Origin of the sequence: Vibrio sp. M260121 (assembly GCF_036533715.1) — a bacterium.
In the GTDB taxonomy this organism is placed as follows: Bacteria; Pseudomonadota; Gammaproteobacteria; order Enterobacterales; family Vibrionaceae; genus Vibrio.
Window position 1 is genome coordinate 47,700 of sequence record NZ_JATABF010000002.1, and the last position, 20,481, is coordinate 68,180.

Sequence of the window (20,481 nt, forward strand, 5' to 3'; positions counted from 1 at the left end):
ACTTGAAATGTACTCAGCCAAAGAGGTCTCTATGTTAGGTGAAAATCACTCATTAACTCATGAATTCCCAGAACATTTGGATACCATTACTCAACTTACGGCAGATGACGCTACGTTTGCTGAAAACGCTAAAAACTACAACACGCTCGACAAGGAAATACGCCAACTAGAATTGCGAGGAAGCCCAATCGACGACCACGAAATGAACACGATGAAACATAACCGTGCAGAGCTAAAAGACTGGCTTTACTCAAAAATTATGAACGCTTAATTGACCTGTTAAGTTTCTTTGATGGCGGCTCGAATGTTCGAGCCGTTTTGCTTTTTTACAGGAGTTCAATTAATCGACAGGCAAATGGCCAGTCTTGACCCAGATAACCGTTTCTTCCTCGACGAAAGGAAAATGTTCACTCATGTGAGGGCTGCGCAGCCAAGTGTGGGTAGGGTATTCCCCTAATTCGTCTTTGAACTCTCCAGATAGGACAAAGATCTCTTCACCCCCAAAGTGACGGTGTGGCTGAAACTTTTCACCTTTAGGCCATTTAACTAACGCAACATGCTCATGTTCGAAGTTGTGCAATGGCATCACCTCTAAGCCACCAATACCTGGCAACCACTCGGTTTGGTTGGTGTTGATGCGCACCGTTTCTAGATCGTTGGGATCAAATTGATTAAGTTTCACTAAGATCACGCAACCGTCTTTGCTGAATGGGGCATGTTGGCTTCCCGGAGGATTACGTAGGTAAGTCCCCGCTGGGTAATCGCCATGCTCGTCAGAAAACACCCCTTCGAGTACCAGTATTTCTTCTCCGTATGGGTGAGGGTGCGTCGAGAACTGTGAGTTCGGCTCATACTTCACCACGCTGGTGGTGTGCCCAGACTCTTTCGCTTCTCGTTCCAACGGTTTGCGCCATACACCGGCGGCTGGGCTGGCTACCCAATCTTGTTCGCCAGTTTTAATCACCAAACGTTGTGAAAAGTCCATGTTTATCATTGCGTATTTCCAGTGTTTGCTTTGCATTGTTTAAGTATACGTAGTTTCGTTTGGTGGGCCGCCAATTATAAATTGGACCACAATGAAAAAAAGGCTCCGCGTGAACGGAGCCTTTTGTTTAGCACTGCTTTTTCTTATTAGTAACCTTGCTAGTTATTAACTGATTACTTAGTTACTTATCTCCTACTATATTAGCAAGATTTGAACAGAGGTAGAGTCTGAGGTTGGATTGAATCTGTCAAAGTGTTATCCAGCGCAGGGAATAATTGATTAATTCCCGTTTCAGACAGTCCTAACCACGCCATTAAGCTCGCATGAAGCTGATCAGAAGAGATGGTTGGAATCACACGACCACGCGAAAGCAAGTACGGGCTCGTCTCAGATAAGTCTGGATATTCACCCACAATCGCTTTTCCGGCTACACCACCGCCCATGACTAATGCATGGCTTGCCCATCCGTGGTCTGTCCCATCTGTGCCGTTCGGAATCAGAGTTCGGCCAAATTCCGAATGCGTAAACGTGGTCACTTGCTCAAACAAGCCGTTGTTCTCTAGTGCCAATTGGAAAGCGGCCATGGCTTCTGCTAGTTCTTGTAGCAAACCGGTTTGGCGGCTGATTTGAGCTGAGTGAGTATCGAACCCGCCCAACTTACAACTAAAGTACTGCGCAGGATGTTGGAACTGATCTTTATGCAGCAACAGTTTAAAGACCGCTTTCAATTGCTTACCGATGCGTGTTTCTGGGAATACGTCTGGGATCTCGGCATTTAGAATTGCACTGAACTGCTCATACATTCTGGTTGAGTCGACAGCAACGCCCGCATAATGAGACTGGAAGACATTGCCGTAACTGCCCGTGCTCTGCAGTTGATCGAACAGATCGCGTGAGCGTTGATCGTTGAAAATATCACTTGGCGGCTGAGACCCGACCGAGTTTGATTGGGCTTCAATACAGTTCGTCCATACTTGTGTGCCGCCAATATCAAACATCGGTGACAACTCGTTCAGACTACGCAGCATAGAGCCAAGCTCTGTGGATGTCTTAGCGGCAAAGCCTTCTTTCGACAGTGACTTGGTGGCGTGAGACTGCACCATTGTAGATTGATGCGAGTGACTGAACAGGTGCGCCGGACGAGTGCTTTCATCGTAAATCACATTGTTTACACGCTGAGTCAACGGGCCGAGATTCACCACAGGCACAAGGTTGGCACTGTCCCAATAAGGTTTGAGTGCTGCCATCGCTGGGTTAAGTGCCAATTTGGCCTCGTCGTTCACTGCGTCTAAGTGGATACAGGTTGTCTCATCCAAAGCCAAGTTGCCACGCAGTGCGCGGTATTGGCTGTTGGCGTTAGCGGCGGTTGGGATAAGCATGTTGTAGCCATCATTACCGCCCGCAAGGTCGATACCAACCACAGCGCGGTAGCCATTCTTACATTGGTTAAACGAATCCGCGAAGGCTGGGAATGCCGCAAGGTTAAGCGCAGAAATCCCCACACCAGCGGAACCTGCTTGTAAAAATCGACGTCGAGTTAAGTTCATGGTGATTACCCCTGTGTGATGAATTCTGGTGAAAGCAGTGCGTTCATAACGAGATTCTTGATCTCTTTGCGCCACTTAGATTGGCGGCTTGGGCACTGAGCGAGGTAATCGAGGTAGCATTGACGTGCTTGCTCACTCATTTGGTAAGCAAACAAATGCTCGTTAAGGTAATCCACAACGCCTTCGTCATCAAAAGCAAGGTAACGGGTGAATAGCGCTTCATCCATGTACCAATCTTTGGCTTCTTCTTCAAATCGAGCGATTAACTCGCGGAATTGAATGCCGTATTGATAGATGTCGTGCCATTGGTAAACGTTGAACTCGGGTGCAACCAGACCATTAAAATCAGGGTGGTTTGGCGCATCATCCGGTTGGTAGTAATAGAACACAGAAGGGGCAGACAGAGGCAGCGTTCTGTTATACCAGTTGAACTGTTTAGGCCACATCATCACACCGTCACGTCGCTTCACTTGTAGCGCGCGCATCGCATGCGTAAATACAGACAGTGGGTCACGCAGTTTGCCTACAGTGTTGCCAGAACGCAGAGCGTCTTTGTCGGTTAAAATCGCGATCACTAGCGTTTGCATATCGCCATCAGAGCGCTTAAATGCGCGGCGCACACGGCGAATGTAGCCTGCTCTAGGGTTGCTGGTCACGAGCTTATTGATGAAGAATTTAGTCACAAAGGTATAAAGCGTGTTTTGGTTCATCAACAGTTCAATCACGGCTTCCAGTTCATCTACTGCACTTACGCCGGCAGGGAACGTCTTTCCAAGAATGCGTTTTTCGCCCATGTCGTGTTCGCCACGCGGCTCCATTGGCTGGCTGTATTTGTCGTTACCGCGAATGTCGATGAATTTCCAACCTGTGAACACACGAGCCAGTTCTTCAATGTCTTCTTGGGTGTACGACGCAACTTCGTTACCTTCGGCATCCAAACGTACTTCACCGTTATTACGCAGTTTGACTGGGCCAAGCGTGAACAGCTGTAACAGCTCTCGTGCGTAGTTTTCATCTGGGGCAGTGAGCTCATTAGAAACGTTGTTCACGAAGGTCAGATATTCACCCATGATTGGCGATGTCGACACAAAACGAATCACATCTCGGAAGTTAGCAAAAGCGTTATCGAGCAATCCATCAAAGTATTGGCACATGTAGCGACGCTTAGAGGCGGCACTGAACGCCGGATCTTTCACGCTCACTACAAACAGTTGGGAGAGGGTATATGCGATGCGTTGGCGCAGAATGTCTTGTCCTTCTACCGTCATGCGCGTCCAACTGCTGGCGTAATACAAACCTTGCCCTAAGTCGGGTACGTTAAGCTCATCTTGTTCAAAGTGCTTCAGCCAAGAGGAAGAGGGAATAAGTGTTTGTTGAGCGACCCAGTTTTCAATGCTTCCTGATTGAACAAGGTCATTAATGTCACGCTGGGAACCCCCAAACGTGCATTGTTGCAGCGTTCTTGCTGCGTCTATGTAAGCCTGATTCATTTTATCTCCCGTAGGTATTCTTATCTTTGTCAGGTAAGGCGTCTCTTTTCACGTCCATGTTTAAAAACACGCTGTATCTTTAAAATCGTAATCCAGATTTTTGATATCAAGAATGTAATACCCGCAGGTTTAATGTGACTTTGCTGCCTAATCTAAAAATTATTCCTCTGAGCTTCAAATGAAAGGCGAGTTATTCAACAAAAAGCGCATTTGTTGCACAGGTTGATCGGCAGAACGGTGACAGAAACGAACTATTTGGCAAACCATCATCAAGTTGTCTTGATTAGTTCACATCCGACTCCCAGACTGTTTCTATAGTTTTTATAAGATATGAAAGACCCTGCGTATGAGAAGCGCAGCTGTAACGCGACTAGGCATAAAAACAAAAAACGCTAGGGATAAAAGCGAATTTGTAATCTCAACATTTAAGGAAGACCAAGATGAAACCGGAAAAAGTAGCAGTAGTCACTGGTGCGGCTCGTGGTATTGGCCAAGCGATTTGTGAGCAATTACTGGAGGATGGATTCCACGTTGTCGGGCTAGATATATCACCCGTGGAATGGAGCCAGTCGGCGCAGCTAAGCAGTTATCAAGTCAACTTGTGTGATGCTGTAGCCGTCAGCGAAGTGGTAGAAAGTATCGTAGCGCAGCATGGAAGAATTGATGCGCTGGTTAACAACGCGGGCATTACTCGCGATGCACTGTTGCCAGATATGTTAGAGCAAGATTGGGACAGCGTTATCGACGTAAACCTGAAAGCGGTGTTCTTGCTCACTCAACGCGTCGCGCCAGTGATGCTAGAGCAGGGCACTGGTAGCATTGTCAGTATCTCTTCTATTGTGGGTACGGATGGCAACATCGGCCAGAGTAATTACGGCGCAAGTAAAGGCGGTGTCATCTCGATGAGTAAAGGCTGGGCGAAAGAGTTATCAAGAAAGGGCGTGCTGATCCGCGTCAATTGCGTTGCACCAGGCTTTATCGCCACCGATATGACCAAGAACCTGCCAGAAAAAGTGATTCAAATGATGGAGGACAAAACCCCATTAGGTCGAATGGGCTCAGTACAAGACATCGCCAATGGCGTCTCCTTCTTAACCTCCGACAAGAGCGCCTACATCACAGGCCAAGTACTCAAGATTGATGGCGGGTTAGTGCTTTAACCTTCGAATAAAAAACTTAAATTACAAATGCCCTTTATCTGAGTGAAGGGCGTTTTTGTTGGTATAGGCAAGTGAGTCGCTGGCTAATATTTGCCCCATTTCTTGTTGGCGAAAGTAAATCAAATCAGCCTCACACCGATAATTTTCTTTAGATTTCCTAATGTCAAACATGTGTCGAAGACAGAATAAGGACAGGCTGTCAAGTGCAATGTGAAATGCCTTGTCTGACAGCCGGAGAACATGGGTTAAATGTCCAATGCAGTACTGAGTTCTACGAGGTCTTTGTAGAATGAGTATCTACTTTCCACCCCCTCATACTTCAAACCAAGCGAAACAATATCTCCCTGATGTTTGATGAATATTTCTCGTCGCTTGTCAGACCCTCTTATTGGTTCGGACACTTCAGTAGCCGTAGCCTTTAGATTTTCTTTTGCGTTGGTACAGACAACTCTCGCAAGCTCTGCATCAAAATGATGAGTATGTATCCTCTCAAACAGGGAACGAACCTCGATGTCGTAGACCGAGTTTTGGAAAGACAAATAGGTCGGATGAACGTCTGAGAATGCGGAATAAGCGTAATCATCAGCATCGACAACGAGCTTCAACGTTACTCCGCCCCAGTTAAGTAGTTGATCAAACCTCTCCATTGGCGAACCCTGGTACTCAAGGTTTTTAGATATCATTGGTACATGCTGAAGCTGATCATAGAGATTAAAGTGTTTTTCCTTCAAACACATTAAAACAGCCAAATAATAAACATCTAAAGACCTTTCAGAACCTAGGTTATCGACAATGGACACCAGTCGTTCTGTTATTTGAATTGATTCTCTTTCTGATAGCTTTAGTGCGTGATAAATGGTGGAAAGGTTTTCCAAGTGCACGTTACCATCCATAGGCATTGGCCAGATCCCAACTCCTTTTTGGCTCAAAGCGTTCAATGACAGCTTGTCTAAATCACAATGGACTGACAGTAGTTCTTTCAACGGCATTTTCTTCAATGCGTATCGTGTATTAAAGAAACGCCCCAGATAGATATCTGCATCAAATCCCTGTCCATAGACTACCCTCACCGCATGCTGAAGCTGCCTTGTATCAGTTGCTACAACAAACACTACGCCTTTAATGTCGAAGATGTGCTTAATAGTCTCCAGCATTTCAACGGCATAGCTAGGGCGACAACGGTCTAATTCATCAATGAAGACAAAGGCTGGATATTGTTTATCCGTAAAACCTTTAACTGCTTCCAACCACTGACTCACACTCTGTTTCAATGCAGAAATGGCTTTCGCCTTGCCTTCATGTTCATCTAACATGTATTGCACAGCTTTAGACGCAGCAGCACTCATGTCCAAAGCATTGCCGTCTTCATCCTTGATGTCTGACTCAGCACTTGCTCCTTCTGCGTCATTCATAACAGCAGCAAAATCAATGCCGGTAAACTTCTTAGTCACGCCACCGACTACTGCTGGAGCTAGAGCCTTAAATAGACCGCCAGCTTTACCAATTACACTGATCGCAGTATTGCTCTCAGCTCTACCAGCTTGCTCTCTCAACTGACTTACCATTGATGAAATCACCGTCATCAATGGGTCATCTGAATAGTCCTGTTGCCATGCATCAACGTAGACAACAGGATGATGTGCTTTGAGGTCTTCTGCCCAGCGTTTAAGAAAGTACGTCTTACCGCTGCCCCACTCGGAGTTCAGGTTGAGTACGTAATTACGCTTCTTGTCTTCACCGTCTCTGCTCTCGTCATAGCCTTTAGATGCGAGAAAGTTTGATAGGTACTGAGCGTATTTAGCTCGGTTTAGCGTGTCTTTGGGATAGTGAGCACCATCAATATCGACTGGCTGACTCCAATTAATAACTACGTCGTTTGGCATATAAACTCCGATGCATTTTAACTGTCTGCATGGTCTAACTTTTCATCATGAAAATCAATCTGGCATATAACCCAATGCATTTACTTGATAGCAGTCGTAAGCATGGGTACAGCAAGGGTGAAAAAACAGGGAAAGACCATGAAGAAAAAACCACAGAGGGGGAGAGAGGATGGGAACTTTGCTGGACAGCTTGTTGCCCACTTTCCCCCACTATAATAACTAATGGATTTTAGTCCTATTCGTTTTTTTGTCCTAAATAGCTTCTGTCCAAAATCTTTACGACCGGAGCATCTTAACTAGCGCGAAAGAAGTTATTCATTTGTCGCGGGTTAGTTAGAGTATTTACTTTCTTAGGTTGCCCTTCACATGAAGCGAACAGATAGTAATCGGCGTTATCTGTGAGTATGAAACGTGGCATCAAAAACAAAACACCACTATCGAGAAGCTGATACACTATAACTTGGAGTAAGCATGTTAAGAGTTACTTGTATGAGATCAAAGTAGATATGGATATTGAGACTTTATTAAGCATTACATCCGATACTCTTGATGAGTTAAGAGCAGCTTTGCTTGAAATGTTGGACGAAGCTGACCGTTACTTGATAATCGTGATTCAACGATCGCTTGGCTAACTAAGCCTAATGTTGCTTTTAAGTTCTGTACGCCGGCATCTGTATGTGATGATACTGAGGGGGTAAAACTAGTTATGGAGCAAATTAATCGTTTGAAGTTCGGGTATCTAGCATAGTCTTTACAAGATCATGTGATAACTTGCAATATCACCCCAAGGCTAGTTGATCTATGCAAGTAAAAAGCCTTCAAATATTATACTCGAAAAGTACTGATTGATTTTTTTGTAAAAAAACGTCAAACATTTAATCTTAATTAACAATGAGTTATGATTTTGGTGTTATAGCTTAACAGCTTTGCCTCATAAATAATCTAAGTTTACTCTTCTTGATATAAGCAAGTTAAAAAACGAATAGAGACGTCGAGTTTAAAAAACCGCATCTTGAATAGAAGAGGCCATAAATTCCGTATGCTGAAAACTGGCCTGTTAATATTTGTCTGATTTTATTGTATGTTTTAGAGAAAGATGGGGCTGGGGAAAAGCGCCCGAGGGGCGTATTTAGTTAAAAGATACAGCTATCTTCTAGATTAAAACTCAATGCTTCCAAAAAGGTAGCAAAACTATAAAGCTCATCCCACGACACACTATCAACAATAACAAACTCCTTGCTATAAAGGTTGAACGCTATCCTAGTCGTTGACTCTTCACTATACGCGAAGTACTTCCTTAACGACTCTTCTTCCCAAAATTCCAAATTCGCATCGATAATACCATCCAAAAAATATGGTTCATTTTTTTGCTCACTCCCATATAAGTTAAAGCCATTACACGAGAAGCCGTTTGTTTCCTTTAGGATTGAAAGGTAATCACTATCTAGCTTCAGATTGAACAGCTCTTCAACTTTCCTTTTGCATTGTTCAACATCTGCGTCATTTGCAGAAGGAACGAAAAAACCGACACCGAACATCTGATGTTCTTTTTCATTTTGGAGCTTTAGCATCTCCAACATATCTCTATCTGACATTTTCATCCCTACTTCTTGGGGTAAATAGTGCCATCAGGCACTGGCCACTGAACTTCTACAACACTACCAACTGTGAGGTTTTTTGTCGTTTGTTTTTGATAGGTAGTTAGTGCCGCATGTTCTGGAGCTTTCCTAATCAAAACCAAGTTTGAAAAATCATTTGTACCACTATCATCTAACGGCAGTTTGTGGTGCACTTCAAAAGATGCAGGGACTCGACCAAATGAGAGTTTGTTTATTTCCTCTTGAGGTACATTTATTGCTTTTAGCTTCTTTGTCACTTCGCTGTCTTTGGAGAGTTCTATTAGGAAGTTTTTCCTCACTCCGTTGTTGAATTCTTTTCTCAGCTTGTTGAGTTCATCTCTGCTTCTTTTTAGGTAGGAAATGTCGAGCATTTTCATATCATCAAGGGTGATATTCTTACCTTTGTATTTACCAACGAAGCTCGTTAGATCATCTGCAAATTTACCCGGAATGGCAATTGCAGCCATTGATGCAGCACTGAGCAGTGTAGGGTTTTGGATGAAATTTTTCCCCTCCTCTGTCAATGATTCAATATCATCCGCAAGCATTGAGGCAGGGTCTAGCTTAACTGGCTTAATCGCATCAAGATCAGGATTAGCTAATGCTTCTCCGAGATCGAAACTAGGCACCTCAACTTTTTGTCGATCACTAATAGCTCTTTCTCTGTTTTTAGACCAGCGGGCTTCATCTTCTTTTGTATAAGTAAGCTCAGCCTTGCGCGCCAAGCGTTGTCGCTCAGCTAGTTCCTTTAGTGTTTCTCCGAGCGTTTGTGTTTTGGGGTTAAACTCTTCATCGAGAAGAGGCTTATACCCCCCACCACTACTCGTCGCTACCTTCTTCTTTTCAATATCGTCGCTATCCATAGATGAGAACCACTCCCATGAAGCTAAGAGCTCATCATATAGCCGTATTTTTATACTGGTAATACCTTGAGATGCAAACCGTCACTTTCACTATAAAAAAGAACGTATTAACGCATATTACAAACCAAAAGACGCCCCCACAAGGACGTCTTTTCTAACAAGCTTAGGTGTTTCACTGAGCTGATGATGACATTCACTCATAGCCATCCTCAATAAAACAATTTGCTACCGATCATCTGTCTCATTTCTGCCCAAAAACAAGCTCCACAAAGCCAGAATAATTTGAATAAAAAAACGCCCTTCATATCTCCATGAAGGGCGTTTTTCTTTTGTTCAACTTACCTAGTTAGATTACCTTTCACGCACGTAAGTGGTTTGAACTAAGGTATCCAAAACAACGTCACTCTTGGTGACTTTGAAGTTCAGCGGTTGTACCAAATCCCCAAATAGAGGTGCGCCGCCGCCAAGTAGGATAGGGAAGCGAGTGATCACCAATTCATCGATAAGATCTTCTTTCAAGAAGTTCTGAATCGTCGCCCCGCCGTCGATGTAAAGCTCGTTAAAGCCTTTTGCGTTTAGGTCCGCAAGTACATCTTTTAGATCGCCTTTTACTAGAAAGACTTTGTCTTCGTAGCCTTGTGGCACTTCAGTCATGGTGTTGCTGAGTACGAACACAGGCTTGCTGTATGGCCAATCACAATCAAAGCTCAGTACTACATCTAGGGTGTTGCGCCCCATTACCAAGCCATCAATACGCTCCATCAGTGAGAAGAAACCAGTATCAATGTTGTCTGGATTTGGTACTGAATGTAGCCAGTCGAGTTTGCCCTGCTTATCTGCGATGTAACCGTCCAGACTGGTCGCAATAAATACGATATTTGCCATGAGTACCTCATCAAAATGGTGATGCTTGAGCCAAGCTAAAGTATGGTTTAAAATTAATTCTACATTGTAGAATAATTCTGAGTTTATCTGGAAGATCAAATGTCTGTCAACGAAAAGAAACGCGGGAGACCAGCCGCCAAGCAGTCGCTGTTAAGCGCAGAAAGCATCCTAGATACAGCTAAGTCATTGATGAAAAATGATGGCAAGGTACCAAGCATTCGCTCGTTAGCGACGCAACTAAATGTGGACCCTATGGCGATCTATCACTACTTCAAAAACAAAAATGCCTTGCTGGAAGCGTTAACCACATCGTTGGTGGAAGAAATTTATCAACCGAAAGTGAATGAAGATTGGCAAGGCGAACTCAAAAACTTGTGTGTTAGCTATATTGAACTGCTGCGTGAGTACAACGGGTTATTGCAAACCATGCTGAGCATGACATCTCATGGCCCTGCTCAAGTGTTTACTGAGCGCTATCAAATCATTGTTCAGCCTTTGGCATTGTCTCCGCAAGTGGAGAAAGACAGTTTGGATCTATTGGTAGATTATCTACACGGGTTCGCGTTCTCGATCAGTTGTTGCCACGATGCGAGCTTGATTAAGACGGAGATGATGGATGGGCCGTTAAATCTGATCTGTTCTTCGTTATTGGCATCTCGAACCTAGTTCACATTAACGTGCACTTTTTACTTATAGCGTGAAAGAAATTCCCATAACCAAAGGTTCTAACTAAAAGAGATTGCAGGACTTTTATTTGGCGAATTCGACCTAATATCTTGAGTATGCCCAATCGCAGTTGGCGAAGTGGTGATTTTAATAATGCTTGCTGGCGCGCAAAAGCCGTCAGTTTGAAGATGCATTCAAACACAATAAGGGATAACAATGACTAACGAATACATTCCACCAAAAGTTTGGACAAACGATAATGAAAACGGCGGTCAGTGGGCGAGCATCAACCGTCCGGATTCTGGCGCACGTCATGAGCAAGAGCTTCCAGTTGGTGAGCACCCATTCCAACTTTACTCAATGGGTACACCAAATGGTCAAAAAGTGACGATCATGTTTGAAGAGCTTTTGGCGGCAGGCGTAACGGCAGCAGAATACGATGCATACCTGATTAAGATTGGCGATGGCGACCAGTTTGGTTCTGGCTTTGTGTCAGTTAACCCGAACTCAAAGATTCCTGCATTGGTAGACCGTTCAGGTGCTGAGCCAGTGAACGTGTTTGAATCTGGCAACATCTTGTTTTACCTAGCAGAGAAGTTTGGTCATTTCTTACCAACAGAAGGCGCAAAGCGTGCTGAGGTCATGAACTGGTTGTTCTGGCTTCAAGGCTCTGCGCCATACCTAGGCGGTGGTTTTGGTCACTTCTACGCGTACGCACCAGAGAAGTTCGAATACCCAATCAACCGTTTCACGATGGAAACAAAACGTCAGTTAGACGTACTAGATAAGCGTCTTGCGAACAATGAGTTCCTAGGTGGCGATGAGTACAGCATTGCTGATATCGCAACTTGGCCTTGGTACGGCAACCTTGTATTGGGTCGTGCTTACGATGCGGCTGAATTCCTAGACGTAGCAAGCTACAAAAACGTTGTGCGTTGGGCGAAAGCGATTGATGAGCGTGAAGCGGTAAAACGTGGTCGCATTGTTAACCGCGCATGGGGTGAAGAGTGGGAGCAAGTGGCAGAGCGTCATAGCGCAGCAGATATTGATGCGGCACTGGCGAAGAAGCCTGAATAATTGCCCTTTCTGAATCAGTAAAAAGGAATGCTTCGGCATTCCTTTTTTGATCGTTTCAAAGTGAAACCACGTAGTAATTGAGGTCATAGATCTGACGTTGTTCCAGTGGTGAGTTAGCTACCCTTGACCAATAACTCATTGCTTTATATGCCCCGACTCTTTTTGTTTGGGGCTTTTTTATGTCCTAAGTTCAGGTCTTGAGTGTTGGTTTAGTACCTGCTGAGCGTGGTTAGCAAGATACAAAAAACGAGCGCCGAATAGACGCTCGTTTGTTATCTAAACCTTCGATGAGCCGTATTGTTATACGTTTTTGCTCAAGGACGAATTAGGCGACAGACGCTTTCTGCGCCGCGTTTTGATAGGCAGGTAACTCAGACCTTAACCCTTTAATTAGGCTCACACACATCACTAACAGCACCAAAGTGAATGGCAAGCCTGTTGCCACCACGCCGGATTGAAGCGCTTGCAGTGCTTCTTTACCACCGATCCAAAGCATGACTGCGGCGATAGAGCCTTCAATACATGCCCAGAAAATACGTTGTGGTACAGGAGCATCAATTTTACCGCCAGCCGTGATGCTATCGATAACCAATGAACCTGAGTCTGATGAAGTGATAAAGAACACCAAAATCAGAACGATAGACAGAACAGAAATCACAGAGCTAAACGGCATTGCATCGTAAACGTGGAACAGCGTTAGCGAGATATCTGTAAGACCATTCGCACCCAGCTCGCCGACTTTGTTGACCACTTGATCAAGCGCGATACCACCGAATACTGCCATCCAAATCAGTGTTACTGTGGTTGGAATAACGATAACAGCGAATAGGAATTCACGAACCGTACGACCTTTCGAAACTCGAGCGATAAACATACCGACGAATGGTGACCAAGATACCCACCATGCCCAGTAGAACACAGTCCAGCCGTGCATCCATTCCGTATCATCACGACCATGTGGGTTACTTAGCGCGAAGATGTCTTTTGCGTAAGCGACGGTTGTATCCCAGATAGAGGTTGTCGCTACATCAAAGCTAATAAACAACACGAAAGCCAGTAGGGCAAATGCCACTGCCATGTTGATGTTACTTAAGAGCTTAACGCCGCCGTCGATGCCTCGAACGACAGAAAGAACCGCAATAAAGGTCACAAACGCAATAACGATCATTTGCATGCCAATGCCGCCATCCAAACCAAATACGTGGTTGATGCCGCTGGTGGCTTGCTGTGCACCCAAGCCAAGCGAAGTCGCTAGACCAAATAGGGTTGAAAGTACTGCAAGAATGTCGATAACGTGACCTAACCATCCCCAAGCTCTATCACCAAATAGTGGGTAGAACGCAGAGCGTAAAGAAAGTGGTAAGCCTTTATTGAAGGCAAAGAAAGCCAGTGAAAGTGCAACGATGGCGTAAATCGCCCAACCGTGAATGCCCCAGTGGAACATGGTTGCACCCATAGCGAGTGATTTTGCTTCCTCGGTGTAAGGTTCTACGTTCAGTGGTGTGCCGTACCAATCAGTGAAATAAGCCGTTGGTTCCGAAACACTCCAAAATAGCAGACCGATACCCATACCCGCTGCGAACAGCATAGATAACCAAGAAGCTGTTGAGTGTTCTGCTTGCGCGTCTTTACCACCAATGCGGATTTTTCCCAGCGGTGAAAGCAAGACAGCGATAGCAAATACGATGAAGAAGTTAGTAGACCACATGAAGAACACATCGAAGTCAGAAATGATGCTGTTCTTAACGCCGTTTAAGGCATCACGGGCTGTTGAAGGATCAACAATTAAAAGAGAAGCAAGACAGAGAAGAACAAGACCAGCACTAATCCCAAATACTGGATTGTGGATATCAAATCCCCATTTTTGAACGTTATCTTGACCAACCTGATAGTCGGTAGTGTCGATACTATATTTTTTTAGTGCATTATCCATAAATACAACATGTACGCTTTTTTAAATGTGCCTTTCCTGAACAAGAAAAACACTAAAACCGCCCTCCGATTGTTTTGAGTTCTAATTAAAAAATGCGACGTGATCATAATGTTTTGTGTAAAACATTGCAAATCGATAGATTTTTAAGGCTTTTAAACTGGTTGTAAGTCAGTTTTTTAGTGAAAAATACAATGAGGTGTAATGTTTTGATGTGTAAATATTCGTTTGGTGTTGGAGAAGATTGTTTGACCAAAAGTAGCAGCGTGACACGTGCCTAAAGGTTGGTAACGCATTCAAAGAATGCGAACGCTAAACTAGGGCTAATCAAAAATCATGATTTCAAGGGATTGGTTAACGAATAAGCACAAATTCCAACGAACTTCGCATTCTTTTCGACAAATATCGAGTAAACGTAACCAATCGTAACAGAGGTGCTGTAACTGAACAGCGTTTCCATATACTCGACTTAGTTTGTAAGTTGTAAGCCACAGAATGCTGCTATGAGAAAAAACACTTTATTCAATGCTACGTTAGCGACCACCTTGACTGCTGTTTCTGCGTTTAGTTTTGCTGCTCCTACCGTTGTTCCAAACGCCCCAGAGCTGAGCTCTCGTGGCTACGTATTAATGGATTACCACACTGGCACCGTGCTAGTGGAACGTGATGCCGACAAACGCCTAAACCCGGCAAGTTTGACTAAGCTGATGACCGCTTATGTTGCGGGTCAAGAGGTGAAGTCTGGCAACATTAGCCTAGATGATGAAGTGGTGATCAGCCGCAACGCGTGGGCGAAAAACTTCCCTGATTCTTCCAAGATGTTTATCGAAGTCGGCACTTCGGTTTCACTGTCGGATCTTTACCGTGGATTGATTGTTCAATCGGGTAACGACGCCAGTGTTGCTATCGCAGAACACGTTGCAGGTAGTGAAGCGGGCTTTGTTGGTTTGATGAACAGCTGGGCGAACCAACTTGGTCTATCAAACTCTGCATTTACTAACCCACATGGTTTGGATAGCGATGGTCTGTATTCAACGCCGCGAGACATTGCAACGCTAGGCCGTGCGATTATCCGTGACCTTCCAGATATCTACCCGTTGTACAGCGAGACTTCGTTTACCTACAACGGCATCACTCAATACAACCGTAACGGCTTGCTACGTGACCGAAGCATGAGCGTTGACGGTATGAAGACGGGTTACACCAGCGGTGCGGGTTACAGTCTCGCGACCTCGGCAACCAACGGTGACATGCGTTTAGTCGCGGTTGTGATGGGTGCGAAAAGCCCTAGTGTACGTGAGTCAGAGAGCAAACAGCTTCTGAGCTACGGTTTCCGCTTCTTCGATACCGTTGTACCAACTCAAGCAGGTAAAGAGGTAGCAACGGCACGCGTTTGGATGGGTAATCAAGACGAGTTAAAAGTTGGTGTTGATCGTGATATCTACCTAACGTTGCCAAAAGGTGATGTGAACAAGCTGGAAGCCGAAGTGGAATACAATGGCGACCTAATGGCTCCAATTCAGCAAGACCAAGTTGTCGGCAAAGTGTTGTACAAAGTCGATGGTGATGTAGTCAAAGAAGCGGAATTGGTTGCGCTGGAACCTGTTGAAGAAGGCGGCATCTTTAAGCGCCTAATGGATTGGTTCAAACGTTTGGTTGCGAGTTGGTTCTAACCAAGATTCCCAATATTAAATTTACTAAGGCGGCCGAAATGGTCGCCTTTTTGTTTTGAGCACTCATCAAGAGAACCATTCAGAACAAAAAACGGAGTTACGCGTGCGCAAGATTCTATCTTTGACTTTGGTTATGTCACTTACTGGCTGTGTGATGCCGCAGCATCAACCAATGGAAACAGGGCAGTGTGTGGGTGTGATGTCATCGCAAGACGCTTATGGCTACCTCAACCCAAATCACTACACCATGCAAGTGCTGGCCTTAAAGAAAGAAAAGGATGTCAAAGAGTACATTCGCTACATCGATCCTAAACATCCGGTGTGGGTAAACTGGAAAAACAGCCGTGGCACACGTTGGTACACGGTGACAGTAGGGGACTTCAAAACCAAGCAAGACGCCTACAACGCATTGTCTTCATTACCAAGTCGAGTTAAGCAATCTTCCCCGTTTGTCTTGACGTTTGCTGAGATGCAGCGCAAACAAGAGACCAGCGTTGTGCGTATGCGCTAGTGCTGTTCTTGTCATTCCAATAAGCGCTTTATTGTTACACATCGAGCCTTTGCAATCGGTTGGAAAGGCTCAACCTAACCACCAGTCGCCTATCTTCTTCAATGTACGCGCAAGATCACGCTTCTAACGCGCTTTTGACTTTACTAGTTATCGGCTATTTTCTAGTCTTCGCATCCCACTTTTTCTGTCGGAGTCACCATGAAGCAAGAAATGTACACCACCTACGCAAAGCAATACGATTTAGCCGCGCAAGATAACCTGTACAACGCGCATTTTGAGCGTCCAAACACCCTTGAACTAGTCGGTGATGTGGCAGGCAAAAAGGTGCTGGATTTAGGTTGTGGCTCTGGTATTTACGCGCAGCTTCTTCTTGAGTTGGGCGCAAGCTCAGTAACCTGCATCGACGCTGCACAAGAGATGATAGATATCGTAAAAGAAAAGCTTGGTAGCTCGGTCACCGCTTACGCGCAAAACTTGGCGCTCGGTTTACCAAAAGAGGCGGACGGACAGTACGACTTGGTCATTTGCCCGCTGATGGTTCATTACATTGAAGATCTTCGTCCCTTGTTTAACGATATTCAACGAGTATTAAAAGCCGGTGGTCAGTTTGTCTTCTCAACTCATCATCCATTTGCCGATTTCGAATGTTCGGCTTCTGGCAATTACTACGATAAAGAGTTGGTTGAAGATATGTGGAATACGGTAGGAGAACCGGTCCCTGTGGCGTTCTACCGCCGCTCATTGCAAGACATTACCGATGCGATCACGGGCAGTAACATGGCGATGCTAGCGATTTCAGAAGGTAAGGTGAATGAAAATATTCGTGAAATCTCTCCGGAGCATTACCAACGTTTGGCGACGTTCCCGAACTTCATCTTCATTAAATGTGTGGCGCTGAGCGAGTAAAATCAGTGAGTTCAGATAGAAAAAACGGAAGCGCAGAGGCTTCCGTTTTGTGATCTTAGCGTTGAGCTTAAAGTGCAGCGAGGATGGTTTCCGCTTTGCTTGCTTCAAATGTCTTTGGTTCTTCAACGTTTAATGTGGTGACCACACCATTGTCGATGATCATTGCGTAACGTTGTGAACGAACGCCACCAAAACCGCCGGTGTCCATTTCTAGGCCCAGTGCTTTAGTAAAGCTTGCGTCACCATCACCCAGCATTAGAAGCTCAGATGCGTTTTGTGCTTCACCCCAAGCTTGCATTACGAATGCATCGTTAACAGATACACAAGCAATCAGGTCCACGCCTTTTGCCTTTAGTTGGTCCGCCAATACGACGTAACCTGGCAGGTGCGCTTCAGAACAAGTAGGAGTAAATGCACCAGGAACTGCAAATAGAACCACTTTCTTATCTGCAAATAGCTCTGTTACTTGGTGGTTTACCATACCATCTGCAGTCAGTTCGCTTAGCGTCGCAGCAGGCAATGCTTGACCTTGTTGAATCATGATTTTCTTCCTTTTGTGTATGCGTTATTTCGCTCACTCAGTCTAGCGCCAAAACGACCACCTAACCACAGACGAAATGTAAGGGCTTAATAGGCTTCATAAAAACAAACCGCCTGAGTCGGCGGCTTGTATGTTGGTTACATGGCGTTTAGGTATGACTTATAAGAGTGAAGTCGAACCGTTGCCGCGCCAATCACGTCGATAAAGCCAAACAAGCTGTGGGGCTTATTCGCGGCAATCCAAGCCGAACCTGTTGCGCCGATAGGAATGGATTTACCTTCTGGTTCGAAGATCTCTAAGATCACGGTTCGTCCATGGCTGCTGGTGTTCGCGCCTACGTGCTGGCGAACACTTTGCGGTCCTTGTAATGGTGATACCGATGATTCTCCGGTACCAGCGGTGATACTGTGGACACGAGCGCGGAACACTTCGCCCGGGTAAGCATCAACATAGAACTCAGCAAACTGACCCTGTTCAACATAGCGGTAGGTTTGGTCTGGTATGCGCATCTCCAAGAACTTACGTGACGTGTCGTAGATGTGCATGTTACCCACACGGCTACCATCGGCGACGTTCACCACCGCGACTTGACCATCGTAAGGAGCTCTAACTGTCTTGCGGCTTTGTTCGAATTCGGTCTTTTTTAAATCCGCATGCAAAGATTTTAGTGACGCCTGTGCGACGCGCAGCTGTGATTCGTAGTATTCGATATCACGACCTTTGAAGATCTCTGGCGACGTTTTCCCGCGCACGATATCGCGCTTTAACTGAGCCACGTTTTCTTCTTGCTGAACAATACCTGCTTTGATTTTTTCTACATCAGCCAAAGAGGTGGTGTCGACAAGCGTGTAGATCACATCGCCTTTCTTCACTTCTTGGTTATGGTCGACATAGATATGGTCAATCTGCTCGCGAAACAGTGGAGACAACACCGAGTGGGGCGCTTTCACTGTCGATGAATAAGTCAGATCTACCGGAGCCCATAGACGTGAGAGAATTCCTAGTACCACTAGAATGAATGCTCCACCAGAGATGATCCAAAACGCGCTTTTAAATGTCCACTTAATCGCACCCGTTGAGACCAAAATCCACATGATCAGAATGTACGGAATCATTACCTCTTTCATGGCTTATTCCTCCGTCACTTTTGCGGGTGTTTGTGGTTGAGACGACAAACGGCTATTGCGAATGATGTTGCTCAGAGAGTTCCCAATGTGCTCCCAGTTTGCGAAGGCAATGATCAGTGCTAAAACCCACCATGCTTTATGGATGAACAAGCCACAAAGGGAGAGGGCAAAGACCAATTGGATGTGAGAACTTTTCTTCTCTTGAGCTCGGTGAACCGCAACTTCGTGGATCTGCCATAGCAAATAGATGACAAAAAGGGCAAGCGCTATGGTAACGGAGAACAGATAACCACTGAAGTATTCGGAGTTAAAAATCACCATCATGGTGTCGTTAGGCGTGTTGGTGAACAAGCTCATATCAATGTCTTTTGAATTGATCGTGCCCATGGGGGCAAGCAAGTAAGCGCCACCAAGCATGAGAGCCATGAAGAGTGAGAACTTTAATAGCACCATAAAAATCGCAAAGATAACGCGACCTATGGCTTTTATGACGTTCATAGTTATACCTTTTGTCGATGTGTGAGGGTAAAACGTTGAGCGTGTGATTATTGTTTTGTCTTTTGTAATCACATGCGCGGAATTGTATGAAAAAACGTCATAAGTTGAGTTATATATGATATAAGTTAATCTCATATCATTATAAAATTTCCCGAGAACACATAATCTATGAAGCACTCAGACTACAGTCTTATCCCGACCTTCGTGGCGATTGTCGAAGAGAAGAGTTACACCAAAGCGGCGCAACGACTGGGTATAAGCCAATCTGCGGTTAGCCAAGCGGTGGTAAGGCTTCGCGAAGTGTTTAAGGATGCGTTATTTATCCGTGAAAGTCATGGTGTATCCCCAACTGCGTTTGCCATTGATATCTATCCTACTTTGGCGAGTGCGGTAGAAAGCATTGCTTATATGTTGCCTGAGCATTCTCGATTTAACCCTGCCGAGTGCGATAAGCGTTTTGTGATCTCTTCCCTTAGTGTATTCAGTTTTACCCTGTTGCCTGAACTCGCTGCACTGCTTAGCGAAAAGGCGCCAAAGACCAATACGAGAATAGAGCCGCTTTTCACCATGGATTTAACCAGCCTATTAAGAACACAACAGTGTGATTTGGTGATTGAAGCGCAAACCAATTTGCATCCGCATTTGCGTTCTAAAGTGTTGATGTCAGATAAGTTAACGGTTGTGTGTCGTAAAGAGCACCCACGTTTAAAAGGGAAAACCATCAGCGTTGAAGAGTACCTCAATGAGAAACACGTTACCCTATCTCAGTTTGATCAAAAAAATGGTTATTTGCTTGGTCGAGGTATTAAGAATGAGCAGATCTTAGGGCAACGCCAAGTGGCTTGGCAGGCAGGAAGCATCCTCGAGATACTTCCTCTGATTCAACGTTGTGATTATCTCGCACTCATGCCACAAACGCTCTTGGAGCAATACCGAAAACTTTATAACTTGAGAGAGCTAGAGGCGGAATTTATGAAAGATCCGATTGATGTCGCGATGTATTGGCATCCGTCTCGTACAAATGACCCAAGCCATCAATGGTTACGCGAACAATGTTTATTAGCTGCTGAGAATTTTACTAAGAATCATTAGATTACAGTAATTATTCTGTCGATACCGT

The 20,481-nt window shown here is 45.0% G+C and carries 19 protein-coding genes and 1 pseudogene; 9 read left to right on the forward strand and 11 right to left on the reverse strand.

All coding sequences use genetic code 11. The annotated features are described in order from the left end of the window. Positions 1 to 31 precede the first annotated feature (31 nt). The gene (locus QTO06_RS01845) at positions 32 to 271 is read left to right on the forward strand and encodes a YdcH family protein (RefSeq protein WP_020194687.1); all 240 of its coding nucleotides are present in this window, start codon (positions 32 to 34) and stop codon (positions 269 to 271) included. Positions 272 to 340: 69 nt separating this feature from the next. On the opposite strand, the gene QTO06_RS01850 is transcribed toward QTO06_RS01845, so the two are convergent. The 3 genes from QTO06_RS01850 to QTO06_RS01860 form a co-directional block, all read right to left on the reverse strand. Next, positions 341 to 994, reverse strand: a complete 654-nt coding sequence (locus tag QTO06_RS01850; protein WP_005439149.1) for a cupin domain-containing protein — start codon at positions 992 to 994, stop codon at positions 341 to 343. A 191-nt stretch (positions 995 to 1,185) separates the two neighbouring features. Further along, positions 1,186 to 2,532: a DUF1501 domain-containing protein gene (locus tag QTO06_RS01855; protein WP_331406691.1), complete on the reverse strand. Its 1,347-nt coding sequence runs from the start codon at positions 2,530 to 2,532 to the stop codon at positions 1,186 to 1,188. Between the two features lie 5 nt (positions 2,533 to 2,537). Further along, positions 2,538 to 4,022 carry a DUF1800 family protein gene (locus QTO06_RS01860; RefSeq protein WP_331406692.1) on the reverse strand — a complete coding sequence of 495 codons (1,485 nt, stop codon included), beginning with the start codon at positions 4,020 to 4,022 and terminating at the stop codon, positions 2,538 to 2,540. 440 nt (positions 4,023 to 4,462) lie between these two features. Here QTO06_RS01860 and QTO06_RS01865 point away from each other — a divergent pair, with 440 nt between their 5' ends. Next, a complete protein-coding gene (locus QTO06_RS01865) occupies positions 4,463 to 5,182 on the forward strand; it encodes a beta-ketoacyl-ACP reductase (RefSeq protein ID WP_331406693.1) in 720 nt (239 codons plus the stop codon). A 245-nt stretch (positions 5,183 to 5,427) separates the two neighbouring features. Here the strand turns inward: QTO06_RS01865 and QTO06_RS01870 are convergent, their stop codons facing one another. Further along, on the reverse strand, positions 5,428 to 7,065 hold the full coding sequence (locus QTO06_RS01870) for a KAP family P-loop NTPase fold protein (RefSeq protein WP_331406694.1): 1,638 nt from the start codon (positions 7,063 to 7,065) through the stop codon (positions 5,428 to 5,430). 610 nt (positions 7,066 to 7,675) lie between these two features. On the opposite strand from QTO06_RS01870, the pseudogene QTO06_RS25515 reads away from it, so the two are divergent. Continuing rightward, positions 7,676 to 7,813, forward strand: a pseudogene (locus QTO06_RS25515) (antitoxin Xre/MbcA/ParS toxin-binding domain-containing protein); the annotation flags it as partial. A 385-nt stretch (positions 7,814 to 8,198) separates the two neighbouring features. Here the strand turns inward: QTO06_RS25515 and QTO06_RS01875 are convergent. The 3 genes from QTO06_RS01875 to QTO06_RS01885 all read right to left on the reverse strand — a co-directional run bounded on the left by QTO06_RS01875 (position 8,199) and on the right by QTO06_RS01885 (position 10,432). Next, positions 8,199 to 8,666, reverse strand: coding sequence for a YrhA family protein (locus QTO06_RS01875; RefSeq protein ID WP_017817767.1), 468 nt, complete (start codon positions 8,664 to 8,666; stop codon positions 8,199 to 8,201). Positions 8,667 to 8,668: 2 nt separating this feature from the next. Then, positions 8,669 to 9,547 (reverse strand): HNH endonuclease, encoded by an 879-nt coding sequence (locus QTO06_RS01880; RefSeq protein WP_331406695.1) that lies wholly within the window; start codon positions 9,545 to 9,547, stop codon positions 8,669 to 8,671. 351 nt (positions 9,548 to 9,898) lie between these two features. Continuing rightward, positions 9,899 to 10,432, reverse strand: coding sequence for a dihydrofolate reductase family protein (locus QTO06_RS01885; RefSeq protein ID WP_331406696.1), 534 nt, complete (start codon positions 10,430 to 10,432; stop codon positions 9,899 to 9,901). Positions 10,433 to 10,531: 99 nt separating this feature from the next. Between QTO06_RS01885 and QTO06_RS01890 the strand changes: the two genes are divergently transcribed. Further along, positions 10,532 to 11,098: a TetR/AcrR family transcriptional regulator gene (locus QTO06_RS01890; protein ID WP_331406697.1), complete on the forward strand. Its 567-nt coding sequence runs from the start codon at positions 10,532 to 10,534 to the stop codon at positions 11,096 to 11,098. Positions 11,099 to 11,314: 216 nt separating this feature from the next. Then, positions 11,315 to 12,175, forward strand: coding sequence for a glutathione-dependent disulfide-bond oxidoreductase (gene yghU, locus QTO06_RS01895; protein WP_045393765.1), 861 nt, complete (start codon positions 11,315 to 11,317; stop codon positions 12,173 to 12,175). A gap of 325 nt (positions 12,176 to 12,500) precedes the next feature. Here yghU and QTO06_RS01900 read toward each other — a convergent pair whose 3' ends face one another. Beyond that, on the reverse strand, positions 12,501 to 14,108 hold the full coding sequence (locus tag QTO06_RS01900; RefSeq protein WP_331406698.1) for a BCCT family transporter: 1,608 nt from the start codon (positions 14,106 to 14,108) through the stop codon (positions 12,501 to 12,503). Between the two features lie 500 nt (positions 14,109 to 14,608). Between QTO06_RS01900 and QTO06_RS01905 the strand changes: the two genes are divergently transcribed. From QTO06_RS01905 to QTO06_RS01915, 3 genes are all read left to right on the forward strand, one after another. Continuing rightward, on the forward strand, positions 14,609 to 15,778 hold the full coding sequence (locus QTO06_RS01905) for a D-alanyl-D-alanine carboxypeptidase family protein (protein ID WP_005439123.1): 1,170 nt from the start codon (positions 14,609 to 14,611) through the stop codon (positions 15,776 to 15,778). A gap of 103 nt (positions 15,779 to 15,881) precedes the next feature. After that, positions 15,882 to 16,289 carry an SPOR domain-containing protein gene (locus QTO06_RS01910; protein WP_331406699.1) on the forward strand — a complete coding sequence of 136 codons (408 nt, stop codon included), beginning with the start codon at positions 15,882 to 15,884 and terminating at the stop codon, positions 16,287 to 16,289. Between the two features lie 198 nt (positions 16,290 to 16,487). Next, the gene (locus QTO06_RS01915) at positions 16,488 to 17,195 is read left to right on the forward strand and encodes a class I SAM-dependent methyltransferase (protein ID WP_331406700.1); all 708 of its coding nucleotides are present in this window, start codon (positions 16,488 to 16,490) and stop codon (positions 17,193 to 17,195) included. Positions 17,196 to 17,262: 67 nt separating this feature from the next. On the opposite strand, the gene QTO06_RS01920 is transcribed toward QTO06_RS01915, so the two are convergent. The 3 genes from QTO06_RS01920 to QTO06_RS01930 form a co-directional block, all read right to left on the reverse strand. Further along, positions 17,263 to 17,736, reverse strand: a complete 474-nt coding sequence (locus tag QTO06_RS01920) for a peroxiredoxin (RefSeq protein ID WP_005531886.1) — start codon at positions 17,734 to 17,736, stop codon at positions 17,263 to 17,265. A gap of 137 nt (positions 17,737 to 17,873) precedes the next feature. Then, a complete protein-coding gene (locus QTO06_RS01925) occupies positions 17,874 to 18,863 on the reverse strand; it encodes an efflux RND transporter periplasmic adaptor subunit (RefSeq protein WP_331406701.1) in 990 nt (329 codons plus the stop codon). Between the two features lie 3 nt (positions 18,864 to 18,866). Further along, the gene (locus tag QTO06_RS01930; RefSeq protein ID WP_331406702.1) at positions 18,867 to 19,361 is read right to left on the reverse strand and encodes a magnesium transporter; all 495 of its coding nucleotides are present in this window, start codon (positions 19,359 to 19,361) and stop codon (positions 18,867 to 18,869) included. A gap of 168 nt (positions 19,362 to 19,529) precedes the next feature. On the opposite strand from QTO06_RS01930, the gene QTO06_RS01935 reads away from it, so the two are divergent. Next, positions 19,530 to 20,453, forward strand: coding sequence for a LysR family transcriptional regulator (locus tag QTO06_RS01935; RefSeq protein ID WP_331406703.1), 924 nt, complete (start codon positions 19,530 to 19,532; stop codon positions 20,451 to 20,453). The last annotated feature ends 28 nt before the right edge of the window (positions 20,454 to 20,481 follow it).